Origin of the sequence: Heyndrickxia sp. NPDC080065 (assembly GCF_050281185.1) — a bacterium.
Lineage (GTDB): Bacteria > Bacillota > Bacilli > Bacillales > Bacillaceae_C > Heyndrickxia.
In genome coordinates this window covers 21,954-43,047 of sequence record NZ_JBNNWS010000016.1, presented here as the reverse complement: position 1 = coordinate 43,047, position 21,094 = coordinate 21,954, and the positions used below count along the sequence as shown (strand labels likewise).

At 34.8% G+C, this 21,094-nt stretch carries 15 protein-coding genes; 9 read left to right on the top strand and 6 right to left on the bottom strand.

The annotated features are described in order from the left end of the window. Positions 1-22: 22 nt before the first annotated feature. The 3 genes from rodA (at position 23) to ACQKP0_RS18805 (ending at position 6,113) form a co-directional block, all read left to right on the top strand. Positions 23-1,183 carry a rod shape-determining protein RodA gene (gene rodA, locus ACQKP0_RS18815; protein WP_427407374.1) on the top strand — a complete coding sequence of 387 codons (1,161 nt, stop codon included), beginning with the start codon at positions 23-25 and terminating at the stop codon, positions 1,181-1,183. Between the two features lie 409 nt (positions 1,184-1,592). Then, on the top strand, positions 1,593-2,213 hold the full coding sequence (locus ACQKP0_RS18810; RefSeq protein ID WP_427407373.1) for a TasA family protein: 621 nt from the start codon (positions 1,593-1,595) through the stop codon (positions 2,211-2,213). Between the two features lie 255 nt (positions 2,214-2,468). Next, positions 2,469-6,113 carry a S8 family serine peptidase gene (locus tag ACQKP0_RS18805; protein ID WP_427407372.1) on the top strand — a complete coding sequence of 1,215 codons (3,645 nt, stop codon included), beginning with the start codon at positions 2,469-2,471 and terminating at the stop codon, positions 6,111-6,113. 143 nt (positions 6,114-6,256) lie between these two features. Here ACQKP0_RS18805 and ACQKP0_RS18800 read toward each other — a convergent pair whose 3' ends face one another. Continuing rightward, positions 6,257-9,361 carry an efflux RND transporter permease subunit gene (locus tag ACQKP0_RS18800; protein WP_427407371.1) on the bottom strand — a complete coding sequence of 1,035 codons (3,105 nt, stop codon included), beginning with the start codon at positions 9,359-9,361 and terminating at the stop codon, positions 6,257-6,259. A gap of 172 nt (positions 9,362-9,533) precedes the next feature. Here ACQKP0_RS18800 and ACQKP0_RS18795 point away from each other — a divergent pair, with 172 nt between their 5' ends. Further along, entirely contained in the window at positions 9,534-10,421 is an 888-nt protein-coding gene (locus ACQKP0_RS18795; RefSeq protein WP_427407370.1) for a TetR/AcrR family transcriptional regulator, read from the top strand. Positions 10,422-10,708: 287 nt separating this feature from the next. On the opposite strand, the gene ACQKP0_RS18790 is transcribed toward ACQKP0_RS18795, so the two are convergent. Further along, positions 10,709-11,023, bottom strand: a complete 315-nt coding sequence (locus tag ACQKP0_RS18790) for a thioredoxin family protein (RefSeq protein WP_427407369.1) — start codon at positions 11,021-11,023, stop codon at positions 10,709-10,711. A gap of 409 nt (positions 11,024-11,432) precedes the next feature. Here ACQKP0_RS18790 and ACQKP0_RS18785 point away from each other — a divergent pair, with 409 nt between their 5' ends. Continuing rightward, on the top strand, positions 11,433-12,605 hold the full coding sequence (locus ACQKP0_RS18785; RefSeq protein WP_427407368.1) for an FtsW/RodA/SpoVE family cell cycle protein: 1,173 nt from the start codon (positions 11,433-11,435) through the stop codon (positions 12,603-12,605). A 99-nt stretch (positions 12,606-12,704) separates the two neighbouring features. Here the strand turns inward: ACQKP0_RS18785 and ACQKP0_RS18780 are convergent, their stop codons facing one another. The 4 genes from ACQKP0_RS18780 to ACQKP0_RS18765 all read right to left on the bottom strand — a co-directional run bounded on the left by ACQKP0_RS18780 (position 12,705) and on the right by ACQKP0_RS18765 (position 17,412). Continuing rightward, positions 12,705-13,769 (bottom strand): Ger(x)C family spore germination protein, encoded by a 1,065-nt coding sequence (locus tag ACQKP0_RS18780; protein WP_427407367.1) that lies wholly within the window; start codon positions 13,767-13,769, stop codon positions 12,705-12,707. Continuing rightward, positions 13,747-14,853 carry a GerAB/ArcD/ProY family transporter gene (locus tag ACQKP0_RS18775; RefSeq protein ID WP_427407366.1) on the bottom strand — a complete coding sequence of 369 codons (1,107 nt, stop codon included), beginning with the start codon at positions 14,851-14,853 and terminating at the stop codon, positions 13,747-13,749. The genes ACQKP0_RS18780 and ACQKP0_RS18775 overlap by 23 nt, the downstream gene beginning before the upstream one ends. A gap of 44 nt (positions 14,854-14,897) precedes the next feature. Next, the gene (locus ACQKP0_RS18770; protein WP_427407365.1) at positions 14,898-16,397 is read right to left on the bottom strand and encodes a spore germination protein; all 1,500 of its coding nucleotides are present in this window, start codon (positions 16,395-16,397) and stop codon (positions 14,898-14,900) included. A 301-nt stretch (positions 16,398-16,698) separates the two neighbouring features. Then, positions 16,699-17,412, bottom strand: coding sequence for a hypothetical protein (locus ACQKP0_RS18765; protein WP_427407364.1), 714 nt, complete (start codon positions 17,410-17,412; stop codon positions 16,699-16,701). Between the two features lie 171 nt (positions 17,413-17,583). On the opposite strand from ACQKP0_RS18765, the gene ACQKP0_RS18760 reads away from it, so the two are divergent. Genes ACQKP0_RS18760 through tatC form a run of 4 tightly spaced genes read left to right on the top strand, consistent with a single transcriptional unit; the run spans position 17,584 to position 21,074 of the window. Further along, positions 17,584-18,345, top strand: coding sequence for a gluconate 2-dehydrogenase subunit 3 family protein (locus ACQKP0_RS18760; protein WP_427407363.1), 762 nt, complete (start codon positions 17,584-17,586; stop codon positions 18,343-18,345). Positions 18,346-18,358: 13 nt separating this feature from the next. Continuing rightward, positions 18,359-20,074, top strand: coding sequence for a GMC family oxidoreductase (locus ACQKP0_RS18755; RefSeq protein WP_427407362.1), 1,716 nt, complete (start codon positions 18,359-18,361; stop codon positions 20,072-20,074). Between the two features lie 22 nt (positions 20,075-20,096). Beyond that, complete coding sequence (tatA, locus tag ACQKP0_RS18750; RefSeq protein WP_427407361.1) at positions 20,097-20,297, top strand: twin-arginine translocase TatA/TatE family subunit; 201 nt, start codon at positions 20,097-20,099, stop codon at positions 20,295-20,297. A gap of 30 nt (positions 20,298-20,327) precedes the next feature. Beyond that, entirely contained in the window at positions 20,328-21,074 is a 747-nt protein-coding gene (gene tatC / locus ACQKP0_RS18745; RefSeq protein WP_427407360.1) for a twin-arginine translocase subunit TatC, read from the top strand. The last annotated feature ends 20 nt before the right edge of the window (positions 21,075-21,094 follow it).

Below are 21,094 nucleotides of genomic sequence, written 5' to 3'. Positions count from 1 at the left end.
AAAAAAAATATGGTGAAAGAGGATGAAGGAATTGCAGCGAAGAGAATTACAAATTGATTATACACTGTTATTTATTTTATTCTGCTTATTTATTTTCAGCCTGATTGCAGTTTACAGTGGCTCAGGTCAGTACCAAGTACAGGATCCCTATTATTTTGTGAAAAGACAAGTGATTTGGTATATCGTCGGGATTGCTATTATGTCAGCTGTGGCATACTTTGATTTTGAGTTGCTTGAAAAGTGGGCTTACCCACTATATGCCGTAGGAGTTGCTTTGTTGGTACTTGTCCATTTTTTTGGAACGTACAAAAATGGATCCCAGCGATGGATTAGTTTTAAATTTTTTGAATTACAGCCTTCGGAATTCGTAAAAGTTTTTTTAATCATTTTTTTAGCGGTTTTATTAAATAAATTAGGCAAAAAGAGTCTCTCTTTCCGAGCTAGTATCCCAATTACTTTAAAGATCGTGTTTGCTTCTATCATTCCATTCTATTTAATTCTAGTCCAACCTGATTTAGGATCAGCTCTGGTGATTGCAGCTGTAACACTAACCTTAATTATCGTTTCGGGTATTTCTTATAAAATGATACTCTTATTAATCTCTGGTTTTACCGCTCTTATTGCTTTTTTAGTGTATCTCCACAATCATTATTTCGAGATATTTTCAAAAATTATTAAACCGCATCAATTAGAGAGAATTTATGGTTGGCTGAATACAGAAGAGTTTGCTTCCACCTATGGTTATCAATTGACACAAGCTATCATGGGAATAGGAGCCGGACAGTTAAAAGGGGAAGGATTTAATCAGGGCATACAAGTTCAAAGTGGAAAAATTCCAGAGGCGCACACCGATTTCATCTTCTCTGTGATTGGAGAAGAATTTGGTTTTATTGGTAGTGCTATATTAATAGGTTTATATTTTATATTAATATATAGAATGATTTTCATTGCATTAAACACCCAAAGCTTGTTTGGTGTTTATATTTGTGCCGGAGCTATTGGATTAATTGCCTTTCAAGTTTTTCAAAATATTTCAATGACAATTGGCTTAATGCCAGTTACTGGACTTGCTTTGCCATTTGTTAGTTACGGGGGAAGTGCGCTAATTACTAATATGATTGTTATTGGTTTAGTCCTTAGTGTAAATATTAGATCAAAAAAATTTATGTTCGGTAATAATTAATTATTAATAATTAAGTCCATTCCTTTTCTTTATTGGAAAAAGGGGTGGACTTATTTGTTTTCTTTGCCTTAGGCTCCTATTTTTTTATTTATGTTATATGCATTTGATAAAGAGCGGAAAACTCTTCGAAAAATATGAAATATTGAGAAAATGGGAGAAAATACTATAAAAAGCACTGAAAACGTTCTTAATTGAGAAAATTCGCTGGATTTTGGGGTTTTTCAGTATGGTAGTTTTCTCCTATACTCAATTTAATAGGTTCGTTAAAAAGAACGATTCGTTTGATAGTTTTTATCAAAAAAATAGGTTCTTAATATTGAACTTCATTGGATTTGGTTGAATTTCCCTACAAGGAGTTCACATAAATAATTTAATCCCAAAAATATTAGGGGGAAAGAGGAGGAAAAAAATGAGCATTAAAAAGAAGTTAGGGGCAGCAGCAGCAACAGGGGTACTCGGATTGGCATTATTAAGTGGAGGTACATTTGCCTTTTTTAGTGCGCAAGCGGAAGCTACCAGTACATTTGCAACAGGTACTTTAGACCTTAGTGTAAACCCAACTACCATTGTAAATCTTAAAAATATGGTACCTGGAGATTTTACCACAAAAACTTTCAATCTTAAAAATAATGGCACTGTAGATATTTCTAAAGTACTATTAAAAACCGAATTTACCGTTACAAATAACGACGGTACACCAGCAAACTCGGATGAACTTGCAAAATATATTCGTGTGAACTTTTTATTTAATCAAGATAAAGCCATTCTAGGTACATGGTTACCTGAAGATCAAGTAGTGTATCAAACAACTCTTTACGATTTACAAAATATGACACCTGATGCCGTAGAAAACAAGGTATTCCATGAGCATCTTGAGGAAATAAGCGGATTAAAGAAGGGGGATAAAGATAAGCTTTTCGTACAATTTCAATTTGTTGATAATGGTGAAAACCAAAATCAATTACAGGGACAAACTTTAAACCTAAAATGGACATTTGAAGGACTACAACGTGAAGGAATGGAAAGATAAAGAAAAGCAGAATGAAAAAGTAAGAGAGTACTGACCCACTTTTAACTAGTTGCACTTAATATTCCTAGTAAAATAACAAATAGTAAAAAATATGTCTGAATTTGATTGTTGAATATTTGAACTATTCTGATAAAATAAAGTTGGACATTTTATCTTGTCTAAAATTTGATTGAAGGGAGAAATAGATAACAATCGTTCGTTATTAAGATCGAAAATGTGTTTTATTACGAAGAAAGCTAGGAGAGGTGAATTGTATTGAAGAGAAAAAGATATGGTAAGATTTTTAGTAGTTTACTAATTTTTACACTTGTTTTTTCATTATTAACACCTATTTTTGCTTCTGCTGAAAAAGGGTTAAGTTCTAAAAAAACGCAAATAAGCGATGAAAGCATTATCCAAATGAAGTCTCTTATTGCCCAACAAGAGTCAATATTGAATCAAGAGGCAACACTTTCACCAGAGTTAGAAAAACTAAAGGGTGATAAAGAGGTAGATGTTATTGTCCAACTATCAGAGCATCCAGTTGCACTAGAACAGGGAATCAAAAAAGTGCAAGGAAAATCATTTACTTCTTCCGATCGAGAAAATGTTAAAAAGAAAATAAAATCTCAGCAAGATAAGTTTGAAAACCAGTTACGGAATAAAGGAATTAAGCACAAAAAAGGATTTACGTATAGTGAAACATTTAATGGTATGGCACTAACATTAACAGCAAAACAATTAAAAGAACTTTTGAAAGTGGAAGGAGTCGTTAGTGTTGAGCCGGATTCAGAGGTTCATGCATTAAGTGAGCCTTCTAAAAATGATACCGTTAAACCTATGATGAGTAATAGTAATCCATTCCTTGGCGTTCCAGATGTATGGGCAATGGGCTACGAAGGTCAAAATGTCAAAGTAGCAGTACTAGACACTGGAATTGACTATTATCATCCTGAGTTTGAAAACGTGTATAAAGGCGGATACAATTTTATTGATCAATCTAAATCCTCTGAGTATACACGTACTCGGGCAAATGATGATCCTTACGAAACATCGCCTGTTGAACGACCTGCCAATAAACCAGAAATTGATGCAGACGGTTATGTCTTCTATACAGATCATGGTACTCATGTTGCAGGAACAATTGCTGCACAAGGTAAAAACCCATTTGGTATTAAAGGGATTGCACCAAAAGTAGATCTTTACGCCTACCGTGTCTTAGGAGCTTATGGAAGCGGTCCTACTTCCGGAATTATCGCTGCCATTGACAAAGCTGTTCAAGAAAAAATGGATGTTATTAACTTATCATTAGGTGGCCCAAGTAACACTTCTACATCAGCAGATGCTGTTGCGATTAATAATGCCGCATTAGCTGGGGTAACTGCGGTTGTAGCTACAGGTAACACTGGTCCGAACCGTGGTACAATTGGAAGTCCAGCAACTGCTGCGTTTGCTATCTCTGTCGCTAACTCAACTGTTCCTGAAACGACGATGAATGGGGATGTGAATGTCACTTTTGCAGGTTCGGCACCTTCAAAATATAACCTTAATTTAATGGGGTGGAAGTTTGGCGAAAACCCTGCTGAAACCTTAACAGGTACTTATGATGTTGTTGCTGTTCCAAACGTCGGGGAAGAAAAAGACTATAACGGATTGGATGTAAAAGGAAAGGTTGCTCTTGTCTCCCGTGGAACCATTGCTTTTGTTGATAAGATTGCAGCTGCCAAAAAAGCTGGCGCAGTTGCTATGATTATCCATAATAACGGTGGAGCAAACGGCAATGGTCCTGCGAACGTTTTCCTAAGTGATTCTTTCGCATTCATTCCAGCTTTTGATATGTCAACGACAGATGGAAATGCCTTAAGAACAGCTTTAAAAACGAATACAGCTACTGTCACCTTTAGTAATATCACATCTTCACTTAGTACTGGAGATGATATTAATAGCTTAAGCTCACGCGGCCCGGCAAATCCGAATTTTGACCTTAAACCAGACGTTTCTGCACCTGGAACAAATATTATGTCATCTGTTCCAATGTATAAAAAGGATTTCCCTAATGCAGAATACGGGGAAGCTTACGAACGATTGTCCGGAACAAGTATGGCTACCCCACATGTTGCCGGTGTAGTAGCTTTACTGAAATCAGAGCATCCAGATTGGACTCCATTTGATATTAAAGTAGCAATCTCGAATTCTGCCAAACAATTAGATGTAACAAAATATGATGTATTTTCTCAAGGACCTGGGCGGGTTCAACCATATAAAGCAGCAACATTAGAAGCATTAGCCTATGCGATTGATCAGACAACTTTTTCATCAAAGACATACGAAAATAAGAAAGGGACCGTTACTTTTGGCAATGTTCCAACTAACGCGAATAACGCATCTACTGTAACTAGAGATATTAAAGTGAAAAACCTAACTGGAAAAGCAAGTGATTACTCAGTTTCGGTCCAAGTAACAAAAGCTGCAACAGGTGCATTAGCTGGAGCAAATGTAACTGTCGATCAGTCTAGTTTCACTCTACCAGCCTCTGGTGAGAAAGCATTAAAAGTAACGTTAAACGTTCCTAAGGGTACAGGGACTACTGGCAATGAACTGTTAGGTTATATTCACATTACTAATGGTACGACTAAGTTAATTTTACCGTTTGCAGCTAACTTTGCACCACCAACAGGAATAAAGAGCTACTCTATTGATAGTAATGTAATCTCACCAAAATTAAATAGTACAACGGTTCGTTATGAGTTCTATGATCGTCAAAGTACTACTTATATTGAACTTTGGGATGCTGCCCATCAAGATGCGGGGTTCTATGGAGATGGATATTTAGGTTATTTAGTGGCTGCTAATTCAACAACGACAGGACCAAAAACTGTTACGTTTAATGGCAGTATCACTGAATGGGGAACAGGAAAAAAGATTAATGCGCCTGATGGTGTATATACCATTGATTTAACAACAGCTACTGCATTTGATTGGCTTGGTCCAATTTATATTAAATCAACTAAGCCAGAATTTGTTCTGCCAGATACAAGTAATTTCACTGAAGATACCGCATTTGAGTTTAAAGGCTCAATAAAGGATAAATTCATTGATTTCAAAGACACAGTTGAAACGGTATTCGAAGAAAAATATGATGTGAACGACAAGTTAACGACTAGCTATGAACTAAGAGATAATGCAGGTAACGTGTTGGAAACGAAACCAGTTACTTTAGCACAAGACGGATCTTTTAAAATTCCGTTTGCAGGATTAAAAGCTGGTGACTACAAATTGAAATTTAATATTTCAGATATCGGTCAAAATACTGCTAGCAAAGAAGTTTCGGTTTCCGTAAAGGAAGACGCACAAACAGCTAAAATGGTTGTGACCAATAAGGATATCGAGCAGCAACTTAAAAACTCATCTAGTGCAGTAGTGCTTGCAACGCCAGTATTGTCAAATTCAAAAACTAAGTTACAAGTTGAAATGCCTGCTTCAGTTTTAAAAGACTTAGAACAATCCAAAAAATCAGTTGCCTTTGTTTCAGGTGGTGTACAAACGATGCTACCTACAAAAGTTCTGACTCAATTAGTCCGTACTGAGGCTGATAAAGTATTCTTGGAGATTAACCTTGATACTAACACGATTGTTCCAGTAACTGGAACGGATGAAGCAGTATCAGATGTTTATCAATTTGCTCTCAGAACTGAAAAAGGCGGAAAATCCACTTATGTAAATGCACTCGACGATGCTGTGAATCTCCGTTTACCAGTTAATGCAACTGCAGCGAAAGGATTTAAGAAAGTGGAGGCATACGATTTTAATAATGAAAATGGTTCATTAGATGTATTAAATAGCCTCTATATGTCAGGATCCATCGAGTTCAAAGTTACAAAGCTATCTAGTTATGTAGCGATTGGAAAAAATAAAAAATAGAGGTTATTGTTAACGAAGGAAACGGCAGCAGTAATGCTGTCGTTTTTTCTATAAGCTTTAATAGTTTTACGAAACGCTAGAAGATACAGTCCTGTCGTTCGATAAAAAGACCCTATCTCGACTCACGAGATAGGGTCAAAATATTATTCTTCAATGACCTTCTTTTTCTTCTTAAATTTCATTAAGAACTCATATACAATCGGAACGATTAACAAGGTTAATAAGGTTGAACTAGTTAATCCTCCAATAACGGTAACTCCAAGTCCTTTTGAAATTAAGCCTCCACCTTCAAAGCCAAAGGCTAATGGAAGAAGGGCACCTACTGTTGCGAGTGCAGTCATCAAGATTGGACGAAGTCGGGTTGCTCCTGCTTCGAGTAGAGCTTCACGAGTGGACAGACCCTCATTTTGTTTATGAATAACACGGTCAATTAAAACGATTGCGTTTGTGACAACAATACCGATTAACATAAGCGCACCAATCATCGATGAAATACTTAATGTTTCTTTTGTAATCAATAATGCCAGTAATCCACCGATAATCGTAAATGGTAGAGAGAATAAAACGGCAAATGGTGCAAGTCCTCCGCCAAATGTGATCACCAGTACAAGGTAAACAATTGCTATAGCAGCTAGCATGGCTAAACCAAGCTGTGTAAAGGATTCATTAATATCCTGGGTTACCCCTCCCATAGAAACTTTTACATTACTAGGAAGGTCTAAATCTTTTACTTTCTTTTGAATATCAGTAGAAACCTTAGAAACGTCCTTGCTGATTATGTCTCCGCTGACACTAGCGTATATACGACCGTCTTTTCTTGTAATGGAATCAGGGGATTCACCTGTTTTTGTTTTCATCACATCGTCTAGTTTTACTTCAACACCTAATGGTGATTTTATTTTCGTATTTGTTAGGTCAGATATATTCTTATAATCTTTCTTATCAACTTGAACATAGACATTTAGTTCTTTTCCGTCTTTTTTAATGGTTGTTAAGACAGGGCTTTCGCCAACTTGACTCAATTGCATACCAATTTGGCCTGCGGTTAGACCAAGTTTACTTAGTTTGCTTTGATCAGCGACTAATGTGTATTCATCATATGCTTGTGATAGACTTGTATCTACATTTTTTAAGGATTTCTTTTTTTCCATTATTCCCTTGACATCATTAACTACTGGTTTAATATCATCAAGGTTATCCCCATAGACAAGAAGTTCAAGTGAGTTACTGGAACCTGAGGAAGCAAAATCCTGTGATTTCCATTCACCCTTATCAGTTAATCCTTGAAGATCTTTAATCACTTTTTCGGGTTCTTTGTCAAAGTTTTTTGTGTCTTTATCATATTCAATATAGAACAAAGCTGAATTACTATTTCCGAATCCCATTGGATCGCTTTGACCTAATGTATATTGAATATTTTTGACACCTTTGCGATCTTCTAAATATTTCTCAGCTTTTTCTGTTATTTTCTCAACATTATCAAGAGTTTCTCCTGGCTCAGGGTTATATGTTGCTATGATCATTTTTTGTTCATCTGATGGGAGGAAGCTTACCCCAATTGCTGGGATTAAGAAAAGACTTCCGATTAATAATAAAATGGCTAGACCAAACGTGATCAATTTGTGATTTAAAGACCAATTTAGCACCTTTTTATATGAGTTGGCAAGTTTGCCATGTTCTTTTTGGTGAGATGATATCTTTACACCACGTTTGAAAAGAGTATGCGCAAACATTGGCACTATCGTAATCGCAACAAGCAAGGATGCAAGTAAAGCAAACACCATAGTTAAAGCAAATGGTAAAAATAATTCGCCTACAGTTCCCTTCACTAATCCTAAAGGCAAAAATACAGCAATCGTTACGATTGTTGATGACAGAATTGGTTTAAACATTTCTTTTGTTGCTTCTCTAATTAATGTACTACCTTTTAATTTTTCATTCGGTAGGGACATTCTTCGATAAATATTTTCGATAACTACGATTGAATCATCAACTACTCGACCAATGGCTACCGTCATTGCTCCTAGAGTCATAATATTTAATGAAATATCCATTTGTTTCAATGCTAATATAGCAATGAGCAGTGAAAGAGGGATCGAAATGACAGAGATAATAGTTGATTTAATATTTTTTAAGAATAAAAGGATAATCACTACCGCAAAAACAGCACCTATAATCGCCTTGTTTAACATCGTGTTAACAGAGTCTTTGATTGGTGTTGCTTGATCGAACATAGTGACTGTTTTTAGTCCTTTATGATCTTTTTTTAGAACATTTAGCTTCTCTGTTACTTTATTAGCAACATCTACCGTATTTGCATCAGAAGCTTTTGTGATTTGAACTCCGATTGAGTCTTCACCATTCGTTTTTGAAATCGATTCATGCTTTCCAACCAATTCAATTTTAGCAATATCTTTCAGCTTAACTGTTGGGATTCCAACACCTGTTGATGGGGATTGGTTTCCCATTTGAGGTGTTCCTTGATTTTGCATACTATTTTGTGATGGTGTTACTGGTATTTCAAGGTTTTTTAAGTCATCCAATGTGGCGATATTGCCATCGACAACAACGGATTTCTGTTTGTCATCAAAAGTGATTAAACCTAAAGGAATCGATACATTAGAACCTTGAATTAATTGTTTAACCGTATCTTCTGTTAGGCCTAAATTACTCATTTTCTTGCTATCAAATTTGATATTTACTTCTTTTACATATTGTCCAGAAACTTGTACACGAGAAACTCCTTCGATTCCTTCTAATTCTGGAACAATATCCTGTTCAATAGTTTTTGTTAATTCCTCAGCGGATTGTTTTTTGTTTGAAATACTTAATGATAGAATTGGAAAGTCATTCAAATTCAAACGCGAAACATTGGATTTATTTGCTTGGTCTGGAAGTTCGATTGAATCTATCGCTTCCTTTACTTCTTGTTGTGCTTTATCCATGTCCTTATCAAAATTATATTGAATTTGAATAGATGATACATTTTGAGAAGAAGTAGAGTTTACCGTTTCTACACCGGTTAAGTTCTTGATTCTTTGTTCGATAGGCTTTGATACCTTATCAGCTACTTCCTGTGGGGTTGCACCTGGATATACGGTGGATACCATGACAACTGGCATATTGATATTTGGGATAGTTTCCATTTTCATGTTTAATCCCGAATACAAACCTGCGACAGTAATGATAATGGTCAATAACCAAACAGCAAATTTATTTTTAATACAAAAATTAATAATTTGATTCAATAGATTCACTCCTTTTGTTCTGTTGACTGGTTAGTCATAACAATATAAAATATAAACGACTGGTCATCTTATTGCAAGTGAATTATATAATAATAAATATGTATAAATAGTGAACATAGTAGACGAATGACTGACTGGTCATTTTCTATATTTGCTTTTTGGAGGAATCTGCATGAAACAAAGAAGGAAGGAAATGATTGAGTGTGCAATTAAGCTTTTTGCTGAAAAAGGATACCAATCAACATCTGTTCAAGATATTGTAAGTGAATATGGAATTTCAAAAGGGGCATTTTATAATTACTTTTCATCAAAAGAAGAGCTTCTTCTCGCTATTTTTCAATATTATTATGAAATAATTGATCAAAGGATGCAAAAAATACAGAAAGAGAAATTGCCTCCTCGTGAAATTATGAAAAAGCAAATAATAGGTCAGTTTGAGTTTTTTGTTGAACATCGAGATTTTATTGTCATGTATTTTCGCGAGCAAAATCAGTCTATTAATAAGGAACTTCGCCAATATTTAGAAAGTCAAACAATCGAAGCTATGAAAAATACAGAAAGAAATCTTTTTTCGATATATGGTGAGAAGATTAGACCTTATATTTGTGACATGATTTTAACATGCGAAGGAATAAAGAGTTCCTATATAAAGATAACAGTCTTTGATGGATTCACAATTGATATAAAGCTTTTATCAGAGTTCATTATGAAACGAGTAGATGATATGGTGCGGGGGTTTTTGGAAGGTCATGAGGAACCGATATTAAAGGGGAGTAAGATTGATCAATTCTTATCTAAAACAATGGTTCAAAAACAATCAGCGCTTGAGCAAGTTCAAAATTCACTCGGATCAATGGTAGAAGCTGTTAACCAAATGAATATTCAAAAAAACAAGAAAGAGGAATTACTAGAAGTTATTCAGTTTTTAATGAATGAAAGTAAAAATAATGAAATAAAGCCGTATATTTTTCAAGGGATGCTTTCTCATTTCAAAGGGTTTAAGGAGACGGAATTATATCTTAAAGAAATCTCAAATCTCTTGAATATTGAATTACTTTGAAAGTAAAAAAATAATCCCCTTGGTGACATTCACCAAGGGTCTATTTTTAAAAGTTAAGAAAGTATAAAATTTACTAATGATATTAGACATGAAAAGTGTTTGCTGTGTCTAGCTCCAGCGCCTATCGGCTAGCGGATTTCTCCGTATTCTCCCTATGATAAGTCAACATGAGCTCGTGAACTACCTCAGCACGGTTTCCTTTATCTCAGTCGAAGACTACGAAGGTGAAATTGGCACTTCAAATTTCACTCATCCGTACGCCGATGAGCAAGCTTCTTCCGCTTTTCTTATTGTTCATCAAGAAACTCGCGAACTTGTTCAGGACTTTTTGCATTTGCACTATGTAGATGGGCTGTTTTTTCACCGTTTTGATAAATTAATAAGCTCGGAATTCCCATAACATTATATTTCTCCGCAAGTTCAGGGAAATTATCACGATTAATTTCAAACCATTTATATTGATCGTAATCATTGATAATATCATCAATGAACATATTTAATCGCGTACAATCTGGACACCATCCAGCAAAAAACTTAATAATAACCGGATCTGTATTAGAAATAATCTCTTCAAATGCTTCAATTGACTTAATCTCTTCCATAAATTATAAACCCTCCAAATAAGTGACTTTGTAAATTCATTATATCTTGGGTACCAAGTTTGATTTAAGGTACTATTAGTATTGTATTAAGAACTTAAGCTTCATTCAATTATTTGAACTTATAAAAGAAAAAAACTTAGACTGCGAAATCTTGGAACAAATTGTTCTTTGTACCATTGACATGATTCAGTATAATGATAATATGAGATTTTAGGTTTACATATTTACTGTTTGATCATATTAGATTTGGCTTTGTTAAACATGTTTTAGTTTCTAATAAAACCCTGTATGATATTCGTTCAGCTAGTTTTACTGCGTAAAGAAATTGCTTCACGAATATCATACAGGTGAATTAATCAACAATAAATATTAACAAAGCCATAGATTTAACTTAGGAGACGTGGAAAGTATGACTTCTCAGACAAGGAAAGCTTCAAGAATAGATTATGGTCTCGTGCTAACATTGATGTTAATGTGTCTAGTTAGTTTAATTTCTATTTATAGTGCACAAAAAACAGGACAATTAGATCAAAACTATGTTTTAAAACAAGTGATCTGGTATATTGTCGGTACTGGTATCATCGTTGTTACTATTTTTTTTGATTCAGATCAATTGAAAAAATTGACTTGGTATCTTTATGGTTTTGGAATTGTACTATTAGGATTTTTGATAATTGCACCAGATAGTATCGCCCATGTCACAAAGGGACAAAAAAGTTGGTTTACCGTCCCATTCATGGGAACCTTTCAACCTTCTGAGATCGTGAAGGTTTTCGTCATATTAGCATTAGCGAGAACAATTGTGGAACATCATGATAAATATCTTATTAAAACGCTAAAAACGGACTTTTGGTTATTAATTAAGCTTGGTTTAATTACTATGCTCCCATTGGCCTTGATTATGCAGCAGCCTGACTTAGGCACAGCTCTAGTAGTTGTTTCAATTTTACTAGGTATTATCTTTGTGTCTGGGATTACGTGGAAATTAATTCTTCCGATTTTTGGCGGGGGCAGCTTAATAGCGGGACTAGTTATTTATTTCGTAGTTTGGATGCCGGATATATTAGAAAAATACTTACATGTAAAAACTTATCAATTTAATCGTATTTATTCATGGCTTAATCCTTATGAGTATAAAAGTGATGCTGGGTTTCAGTTAATCAATTCACTTCTTGCTATTGGGTCAGGACAAACTCTTGGGAAAGGGTATAACATTAGTGAAGTAGATATACCTGAGAGGCAAACAGACTTTATCTTCAGTATGATTGGCGAAAACTTTGGTTTCATTGGTGGGAGTATCGTTGTTAGTTTATTTTTTATGCTCATTTATCATATTACAAAAGCGAGCTTAGAAACTAAAAATGATTTCTATTCTTATATATGTGCTGGAGTAATTGCAATGATTACCTTCCATGTTGTTGAAAATATAGGGATGACGATAGGCTTGCTGCCAATTACAGGTATACCATTACCATTGATTAGCTATGGCGGAAGCTCGCTAATGGGGAATATGTTTGCAATAGGCTTGATTTTCTCTATACGATATCATCAAAAAAAATATATGTTTGGGTCAGAAAAATAAAAGAGCTTGTAGAGAAGTTGTCTAACCTTCTCTACAAGCTCTTTCATTTTTTATTTAATAATTTATTGTGTGGTTTGCACCGTATCACTACTTCACTACTTATTCTATAGTTCCACTTTCCATAATGGTTACCTTAGGGATGACTTTAAATGTAACATTTTTGTATTGACCTTTCCATTTTTTAAAATCAAAGTTTTTAGTGTGAATTTTTACATTTTGTCCAATTCCTACAGGATCAATGCCTCTTTTTTGGAACTCTTTTAACATGTGTAAACTTTCTTTTTTTATGTCTCCTTCCATTTGTTTTGAAATTTTATAAATTATTTTAGGTGTTGCCTTTTTCCCAGAATACTCACGTAAGACTGCATTAACTTTTATTTTGATAATAATTTCTTGAGGGGATTTTTTCTTGTTTACTTTGATTTTATTGTGCGAACGGATGCTTCTGACGACTGCTTGTTTTTTCCCCATTTGAACAATCTGAGTTCCTTCACTGTACCTATCTACTAGTAATTTAAAATAAAACATACGATTTTCATTGATTCTTTTTACAAATATATCATTCTTAAAAAGAGCCATGCCCGTTATTTTTAATCGATTATTATCTATTTTTTGGATGATCGGTAAAAATGCATCTTTTCCTTTTTGTACATAATATGATGCGAATAAATGCACATTCATTTTCGGAACATCACGGAACTTCATATTATGCTTGAGTAAATCACTGATATATGTCCCATTTCCCTCATATCCATATTCGCCCTGTAATATTTCTTCTGCACTTGAGTCTGTGACGGCTAATAGCATTCTCGATCCGATATTAGGATCACGCTCCAAAGAATCAATCAGTTTTGCTAAGCCTTTCTTTGCAAAGCTGTCTCCAAGGATGACTACTTGTAAGCCTCCTGTTACAAGCGGCTTATTTGAATTTCTCTCTAAATCTGAGAGTATGTCACGGCTTGTCTTATCGATAGTAGATAACGTTTGGTTTTGGACGCTTTTGTCGGGAAGATACTGTGGATAAAGGACGGTCCCTTTTATATTATTATTTTCAGCTAAGTCATAACCTTGTGCTGTTTCAATATTTAACTTATCGATAATTTGCTGCTGTACACATCCAGATAATACTATCAAAGAAAAACTAAAAACAAGTATTTTTTTCATGCTTTTTCTTCACCTTCTTTACAAGCCAAATAAGGATTAAAAGTGAGGGAATATATATATAATCTACTAAAAAACCAATATTTCCCAACAGGTAGCTTAATTTATTGATTTGATTACGGGTTTTAAAAAAGGGAACGATTATAAGGGAGATAACACTTATTAATAGAACTCCTTTTCTTTGGGAGATTTTAAAGGTATTTTTTATCATACGGCTTCCGCACCATAAGGCAAGGGACGTATTGGGTAAAATAATTAAACACCAATTGGCAATCCCAATATATTCAAATCGTTCAACAATAGGCAGCTGTACGATTTTCCATGTAGTTAATGTTGCCCAAATATATTTTTGTATTTGCTCTTCTGTATAGTAAGCAAAGGAAATGACTGCAGTATATAAAAACATAAGGGAAGAAACTAGAATACTCCCATATGCCCACTTTTTTGATTTTTGCTGATCCTTAACAAAGGGTGAGTATACAAGAAATGTTTCATAGCCTATATAGGTTAGAGACATTTGTTTAGAAGCAGTAATGATCTCTTTCGTTGAATGATCAAAAAGCGGCAAAAAGTGACGAAAGTCAGCAAATGGTATGGTAAATCCGAACAAAATGATTAAATAGGATGGAAGGGCAACACTGAAAAACATCATACCTGTTACCGTTCTAAATCCTCCATTTACAATATAGATACAGAGCAATAAGAACAAGAGAGCGAATAAAAAAATATTTAAATCTTCAAACATCCAGACTTGTACAATTTCAATATAGTTTCTAATAATGGTAATGACATAAAGTGTAAAATAAAGAATAAAGAAGGTGTTGAAGAGTGCTCCAATCCATTTCCCAAATACAAATTGGTGATTTTCACCAAGATCTTGCTTTCCAATCTCTAATATCTTAAAAATCATCCACATGATCATCCCTGTACCAATACCAGCAATTATGATGGAAATCCAAGAATCATACCCAGCAGTTTGTGCAATAATTCGCTGAAAACCTAATACACCGATACCGAATTGCATTCCATGGATCGTGAAAAAAACGAGAGATGGTGAAATTTTTCGGTTTTCAGGTATTGTCTGCATAGTTGAATCCTCCGAAATTATATAGATAGGAGCTGATGTTAATATTATTCATCTATATCAATTTTCCGTTTACCATCTATTGGGGGATAACGCGTCGTATCATTTGTTCGTAAATATTGTGGGCGCGTTACATTTTTATTAAAACCAAGTCGAATAATCGTATCCTTAAGGTCTTTTATTCTCGGAGGATAAATTGGTTCTAAATACGGTCTTCCTAATGATGATAACCGAATCAGATGGGTAAGTAAGAAGCAAAAACAAAATACAATCCCAAGCAATCCCCACATTTGAGCAAATATTAAAAATGGAAAACGAATAAAACGAATAGTATTACCGATTTTATAGATTGGAGTCGTAAAGGAAGCCAAAGCAGCTAGGGCAACAAAAATTAATAAAACATTACTTGTTAAGCCAGCTTCAACTGATGCTGTTCCAATAACGATTCCACCCACGATACCAATTGTTTGACCAATTTTCGTTGGCAGTCTTGCTCCAGCTTCCCGTAAAAGCTCAATAGTTATTTCAAGAATTAGTGCTTCTAAGATTGGGGGTAAAGGTACTCCTTGCCTAGAACTAATTAAAGTTGCCATTACTGCCCTGGGAACCATTTGATAATGATACGTTAAAGCAGCTACATATACAGGTGTGATTAAAATAGAGAACAATACCGAGAATATTCTTAATACCCTAAAAAAAGAAGCCATAATCCAATTGATGTAATAATCCTCAAAGGATACAAATGACTCAACTAATGTAGTCGGTCCAATTAATGCATGAGGGGAACCATCCACAAGCATGACCACTTTTCCTTGAGTAAGTACAGCTGAAGCTCGATCCGGTCTTTCCGTATCAATAAATTGTGGGAAAGGTGAAGTAGGGTTATCAGCAATAATCTGTTCAATAAACGAACTGTCGCTTATTTGATCAAAATCGATTGCATCTAATCTCTGTCTAACGGTTTGTACGTTAGTTTGATCGACAATTCCCTCTATATAAAGAACGGCTACTTTAGTTTTAGATAATTTTCCAACTGTTAGTTCTTCAATTTGCAACTCTTTTATTGGTATTCGTTTCCTTACCATGTTTAAATTTTGATCAAGCGGTTCTATAAAAGCTTCTTTGGGACCAATAACACTAAATTCTATTTCTGGTGCACTAACTTGACGAGAGACCTCTTTTTGTGCGGAAACAAACGCAATTTTTTCGGCTTCTGTTTCTATTTTTAATAAAACATAGCCATTATAAATTTTTTGTTCAATTTGTGAAAAATCTGTTGAAATTTGTACATCTGCAATAGGGAGGATTTTTTTTATATCCTCAATAAGAATAAATGTTTCTTCTAATAAATATGGCAGAATATTATTTTGAATAATTTCCTCATCAACTACTGTTGAAACAAACTTCAAGGAAAAATGGGCATTTGTCTTACTATTTATATATTTTGCTTCTTTAATTTCCTGTGATTTCGGTTTGGAACTTTCTGCAGATGACATCTGCTGTTGCTGTTGTTTTTGCGCTTTTTTTCTTCTTTTAAATAAGTTCATGATCGTCCCTCATTATTTCGGTATGCTGGATTGTAAAGGCTTTGTTATAGGTTATTGTTGGTAAAATCACCTGTATGGTATGCGTGGATCGTTTTTTTACGAAGTAAAACGTTCTGAATGTATACGATCCAGGGTTTTATTTGTAAAAAAAAATATATGTTGCAATTAAAAATATCTTTTCCAAAAATACGTAAAGTATGTAAAACAATGAAGGCAAGGAAATATAGTGTTTTCTAAAGAAAGGCTTTATTAGAACTGAAAACATTGTTTAACAAAGCCTAAAAAAGCTAATGGACTCCCATCAGCTTTTTTCTTTGGTCATTTGAATAAGTGTATTAATGTCATTGGATAATTGACTATAAGAAGGCGTTTGATCTTTTAAGTTAGATTTGATTTTATCGATTAAATCCGGTGCTCTTTTATTGGTTATGGTTAGAATTTGAACATGACCATCAAATGCATCCTTCATTATTCTTTTCGCATGATCTAAGTTGTCATCTACATTTGTATTAATGTTTCGCACACCAGTTTTTTTTCCACCTATGTTGGATGAACCTTTCGTCCCGCTTAATACTTCTTTCTGCATGTTGTCATAGTGAGTAGATGTCGTTTCATGTTTTGCCCTTGCCAAAATAATTGTGTCATCAAGTACAAACACTTTAATACCCGGTATTCCTTCACCAGATAAACGTGATTCTAAATGTGAGGATATCCCTCCATCATGAAGACTAGAGCTGCCGATTAAACTATAAACATTCGAACCTAATCCACTTGTTATATTTCCGTGCTGATTTGTAGTCAATTTCTTTGTTCGATCCACACTCGGGATCACATCAACACTTCGATCATTTGTGGTTGACACATTCATTTGACCATTTGTTGACATATTCATAGGATGTTTTGCAGTATTTATTCCTTGTTGTCTACTATTTGCCCCTTGTTGACTAGTACAAGCAGATAAGAAAAGGAGAACACCAATAAAAGGGACTAGGCATCTGTTTAATGTTAGATTCATTGATTTTTAACCTCCTAAGTAATGATTACAAAATTATCATTCCCAAAATAGTTTTATGTATGAGTGGATATTTTAGGGGACATATTAACAAAAAACACCATGAATGTCGGTATAAATCGATTGTTATCGACAAAAATTTTTTCATGGATAATTTTTCAGGAGGTGGACCAGTTGGTTAATGATACAAAAAACGAGAGTCCAGAATCACTTTCACGAAGAAGATTTCTTAAAAATACTGGCTATGTTGTAGGAGGAGTTGCTGTAGGTGGTGTAGTCGGCAGTCTTATCCCTTTTGGAAACAGAACAAAAAATATCACGAATCCTACCAAGGTTGCCACTTCAAAAGCTGAAAATTTTAATCAGGCGTTGATGTATTTTACTCAAGAGCAATTTAATATTGTTCAAGCGGCAACTGAAAGAATTTTTCCAGAAGATGAAAATGGTCCAGGTGCAAAATCTTTAGGAGTCGCCTTTTTTATCGATCATCAGCTAGCTGGTGACTGGGGATTTAATTCAAGAGATTATATGCAGGCACCGTTTTATAAAGGTGAGAAAGTACAAGGTTATCAAGGGCGTTTAAAGCGTCGGGAGATTTTTGATATTGCTTTACAAGAAATTCAAAATCACAGTATGGATAAATATAAGAAAAAGTTTTCCGATCTTTCTGGAGATGAGCAGGATGAGATCCTTAAAGATTTTGAAGGAGATAAAGTAAATATCACAACGATTTCCCCTAGTGGATTTTTCAATATGCTTCGAAGCAATACACTTGAAGGTGTTTATAGTGATCCATTATATGGTGGAAACATGAATATGAATGGCTGGAAAATGAAAAATTATCCAGGTAATCAAATGGCATATACTGAGATTATTGAAAAAGGATATCAAAAAATTGCACCACAAAGTCTTCGTGACCATATAGCACATTCATAAAAGGGGTGATACTGTGGCAAAAAAATTACCGAAAGTGGACGTTGTTATTGTCGGAGTTGGTTGGGCAGGAGGGATTATCGCTTCTGAACTGACTAAAAAGGGATTAAATGTAGTGGGATTAGAAAGAGGAAAAGAAAGAAAAACAGAAGACTATTTTATGGTTCATGATGAATTAAGGTATGCCCTAAGGTATGAGTTAATGCAGGATTTATCGAAAGAAACGATTACCTTTAGAGGAAATGAAAGGATTAGAGCTCTTCCGATGAGACAGTATGGCTCCTTTTTACTCGGTGATGGTCTAGGCGGTGCTGGAGTCCATTGGAATGGACAAACCTTTCGATTTCTTCCTTATGATTTTCAAATCCGCAGTAAAACGATTGAGAAATATGGTAAGGATAAAATTCCAAAAGGAATGACGATTCAGGATTGGGGGATCACATATGATGAACTTGAACCTTATTTTGATCGTTTTGAAAAAATAGCTGGTATTTCCGGAGAAGAGAATCCTTTAGGTGGAAAGCGCTCTGATAAATATCCAACGCCTGCGATGAAAAAATCACCGCAAATGAAAGATTTTGAAGCGGCAGCAAAGAAATTAAAGCTGCACCCATATGTAGTTCCGTCTGCAAACTTAACCGAGTCATATACCAATCCGGATGGTATTACAAGAGCTGCCTGTCAATATTGTGGTTATTGTGAAAGATTTGGATGTGAGTACGGTGCAAAAGCAGATCCAGTAGTTACGGTTATTCCAGTTGCTAACAAGACGGGAAAATTCGAAATCAGAACTCATTCGAATGTTAGAAGAATTTTGCGTACCGGCAATAAAGCAACAGGTGTGATGTATACAGATGTAACGACAGGCGAAGATGTTGAGCAGCCAGCAGATATTGTAGTTCTGACAAGCTATGTTTTTAATAATGCACGTTTATTGTTGATGTCAAATATCGGACGTCCATATAATCCTAGTACTGGTACAGGAGTCATTGGAAAAAATTATGCCTATCAAGTGGCAAAAGGCAGTGCAGTCGGATTTTTTGATGATAAAGAGTTTAATACATTTGCAGGTGCAGGTGCGCTAGGAATAACGGTAGATGATTATAATGGTGATAATTTTGACCATTCCAAGCTAAACTTTATTCATGGAGGGATGATTCAATACAATCAGTCCGGGATGCGCCCCATTCAGAATAATGCCGTTCCATCTGGAACACCTACCTGGGGAAAGGATTTCAAAAAAACATCGATCAAATATGCAAATAAATATTTATCAGTAGGATCACAAGGTTCATCTATGCCATTCCAACATCATTTTCTTGATCTTGATCCAACCTATAAAGATGCGTATGGGGATCCACTCCTTCGAATCACCTTTGATTTCGAAGATCAAGATCAAAATCTAGCTGTATTTTTGGCAAATAAATGTGGAGATATATTAAAAGAAATGGGTGCAAATCATGTAGATTCATTAAAAGAATTGGGACCCTATGAAATTACTTCTTACCAATCTACCCATAATACAGGAGGAGTGATCATGGGGGATAATCCTGATACTTCAGTTGTAAACAATTATTTGCAAATGTGGGATGTAGACAATTTATTTGTTATTGGTGCATCTGCATTTCCTCATAACTCTGGATATAATCCGACCGGGACAGTGGGGGCATTAGCTTATAGAGCTGCAGAAGGAATATTAAAATACCATAAAAAAGGCGGTTCATTAGTTTAGCCGCTTGAAGGGATGAATATAGATGCTATCAAATATTGGCATACCAGGATTAATTATTATTTTAGTCATTACATTAATCATATTTGGACCAAAGAAACTCCCAGAAATAGGATCAGCGTTTGGTAAAACGCTATCAGAATTTAAGCGTACGGCAAATAACATTATGAGTGATGAAGAAGTGGGAGAAAAAACAACTAAAAATGAGAATCATCCAAATGGATGATACTTATAAAGGCTTAAGGAGATGGTAATATTGGCAGATGATCTCCAAACAACAAGAGTAGAAAATGAGGAAACAGCATTAGAGCATTTTACCGAATTACGTAGAATTTTATTACAGTCAGTTGTTTTCTTTACGGTTATGTTTGTCGTTTTTCTCATTTATATGCCAAAGGTTTTGCCAATGCTCGCAAATGGGTACAAAATCGTTTTGATGGGGCCTTTGGATGTGATTCGTTTTTATACTGGTGTATCAGGTGCTTTAGCACTAGGGTTGACCACTCCTTTTATAGGTTATCAATTATGGAAATTTGTTAAGCCAGGTTTAACTCCAACAGAAAGCCGAATCACATTAACATATGTTCCAGCTATATCTTTGAGTTTCTTCACAGGGGCAGCCTTTGGTTATTTTATTGTCTTCCCAGTTTTATTTAAGTTTTTAATAAAAATTGGAGAAAAATCGTTTGATGTACTTATAACTGCAAGGGAATACTTTCTTTTTCTGCTTACATCCACTCTTTCACTAGGTTTTTTGTTTGAATTACCAATTGTTATGGTTTTTTTAACATCAATTGGAATCCTATCGCCAACAAAATTAAAGCAAATACGTAAATATGCGTATCTTTTATTAGCAGTAATCTCTGCTTTGATTACACCACCGGATTTTATTAGTCAACTGCTAGTGCTGGCTCCACTTATATTGCTTTATGAACTTGGAATCCTTTTATCCCTCGTTACTTTTAAGAAAAAGATGAAAAAAGAAGCGGCTCTAATTTCATAATAAGAGGGGTGGACCAATAA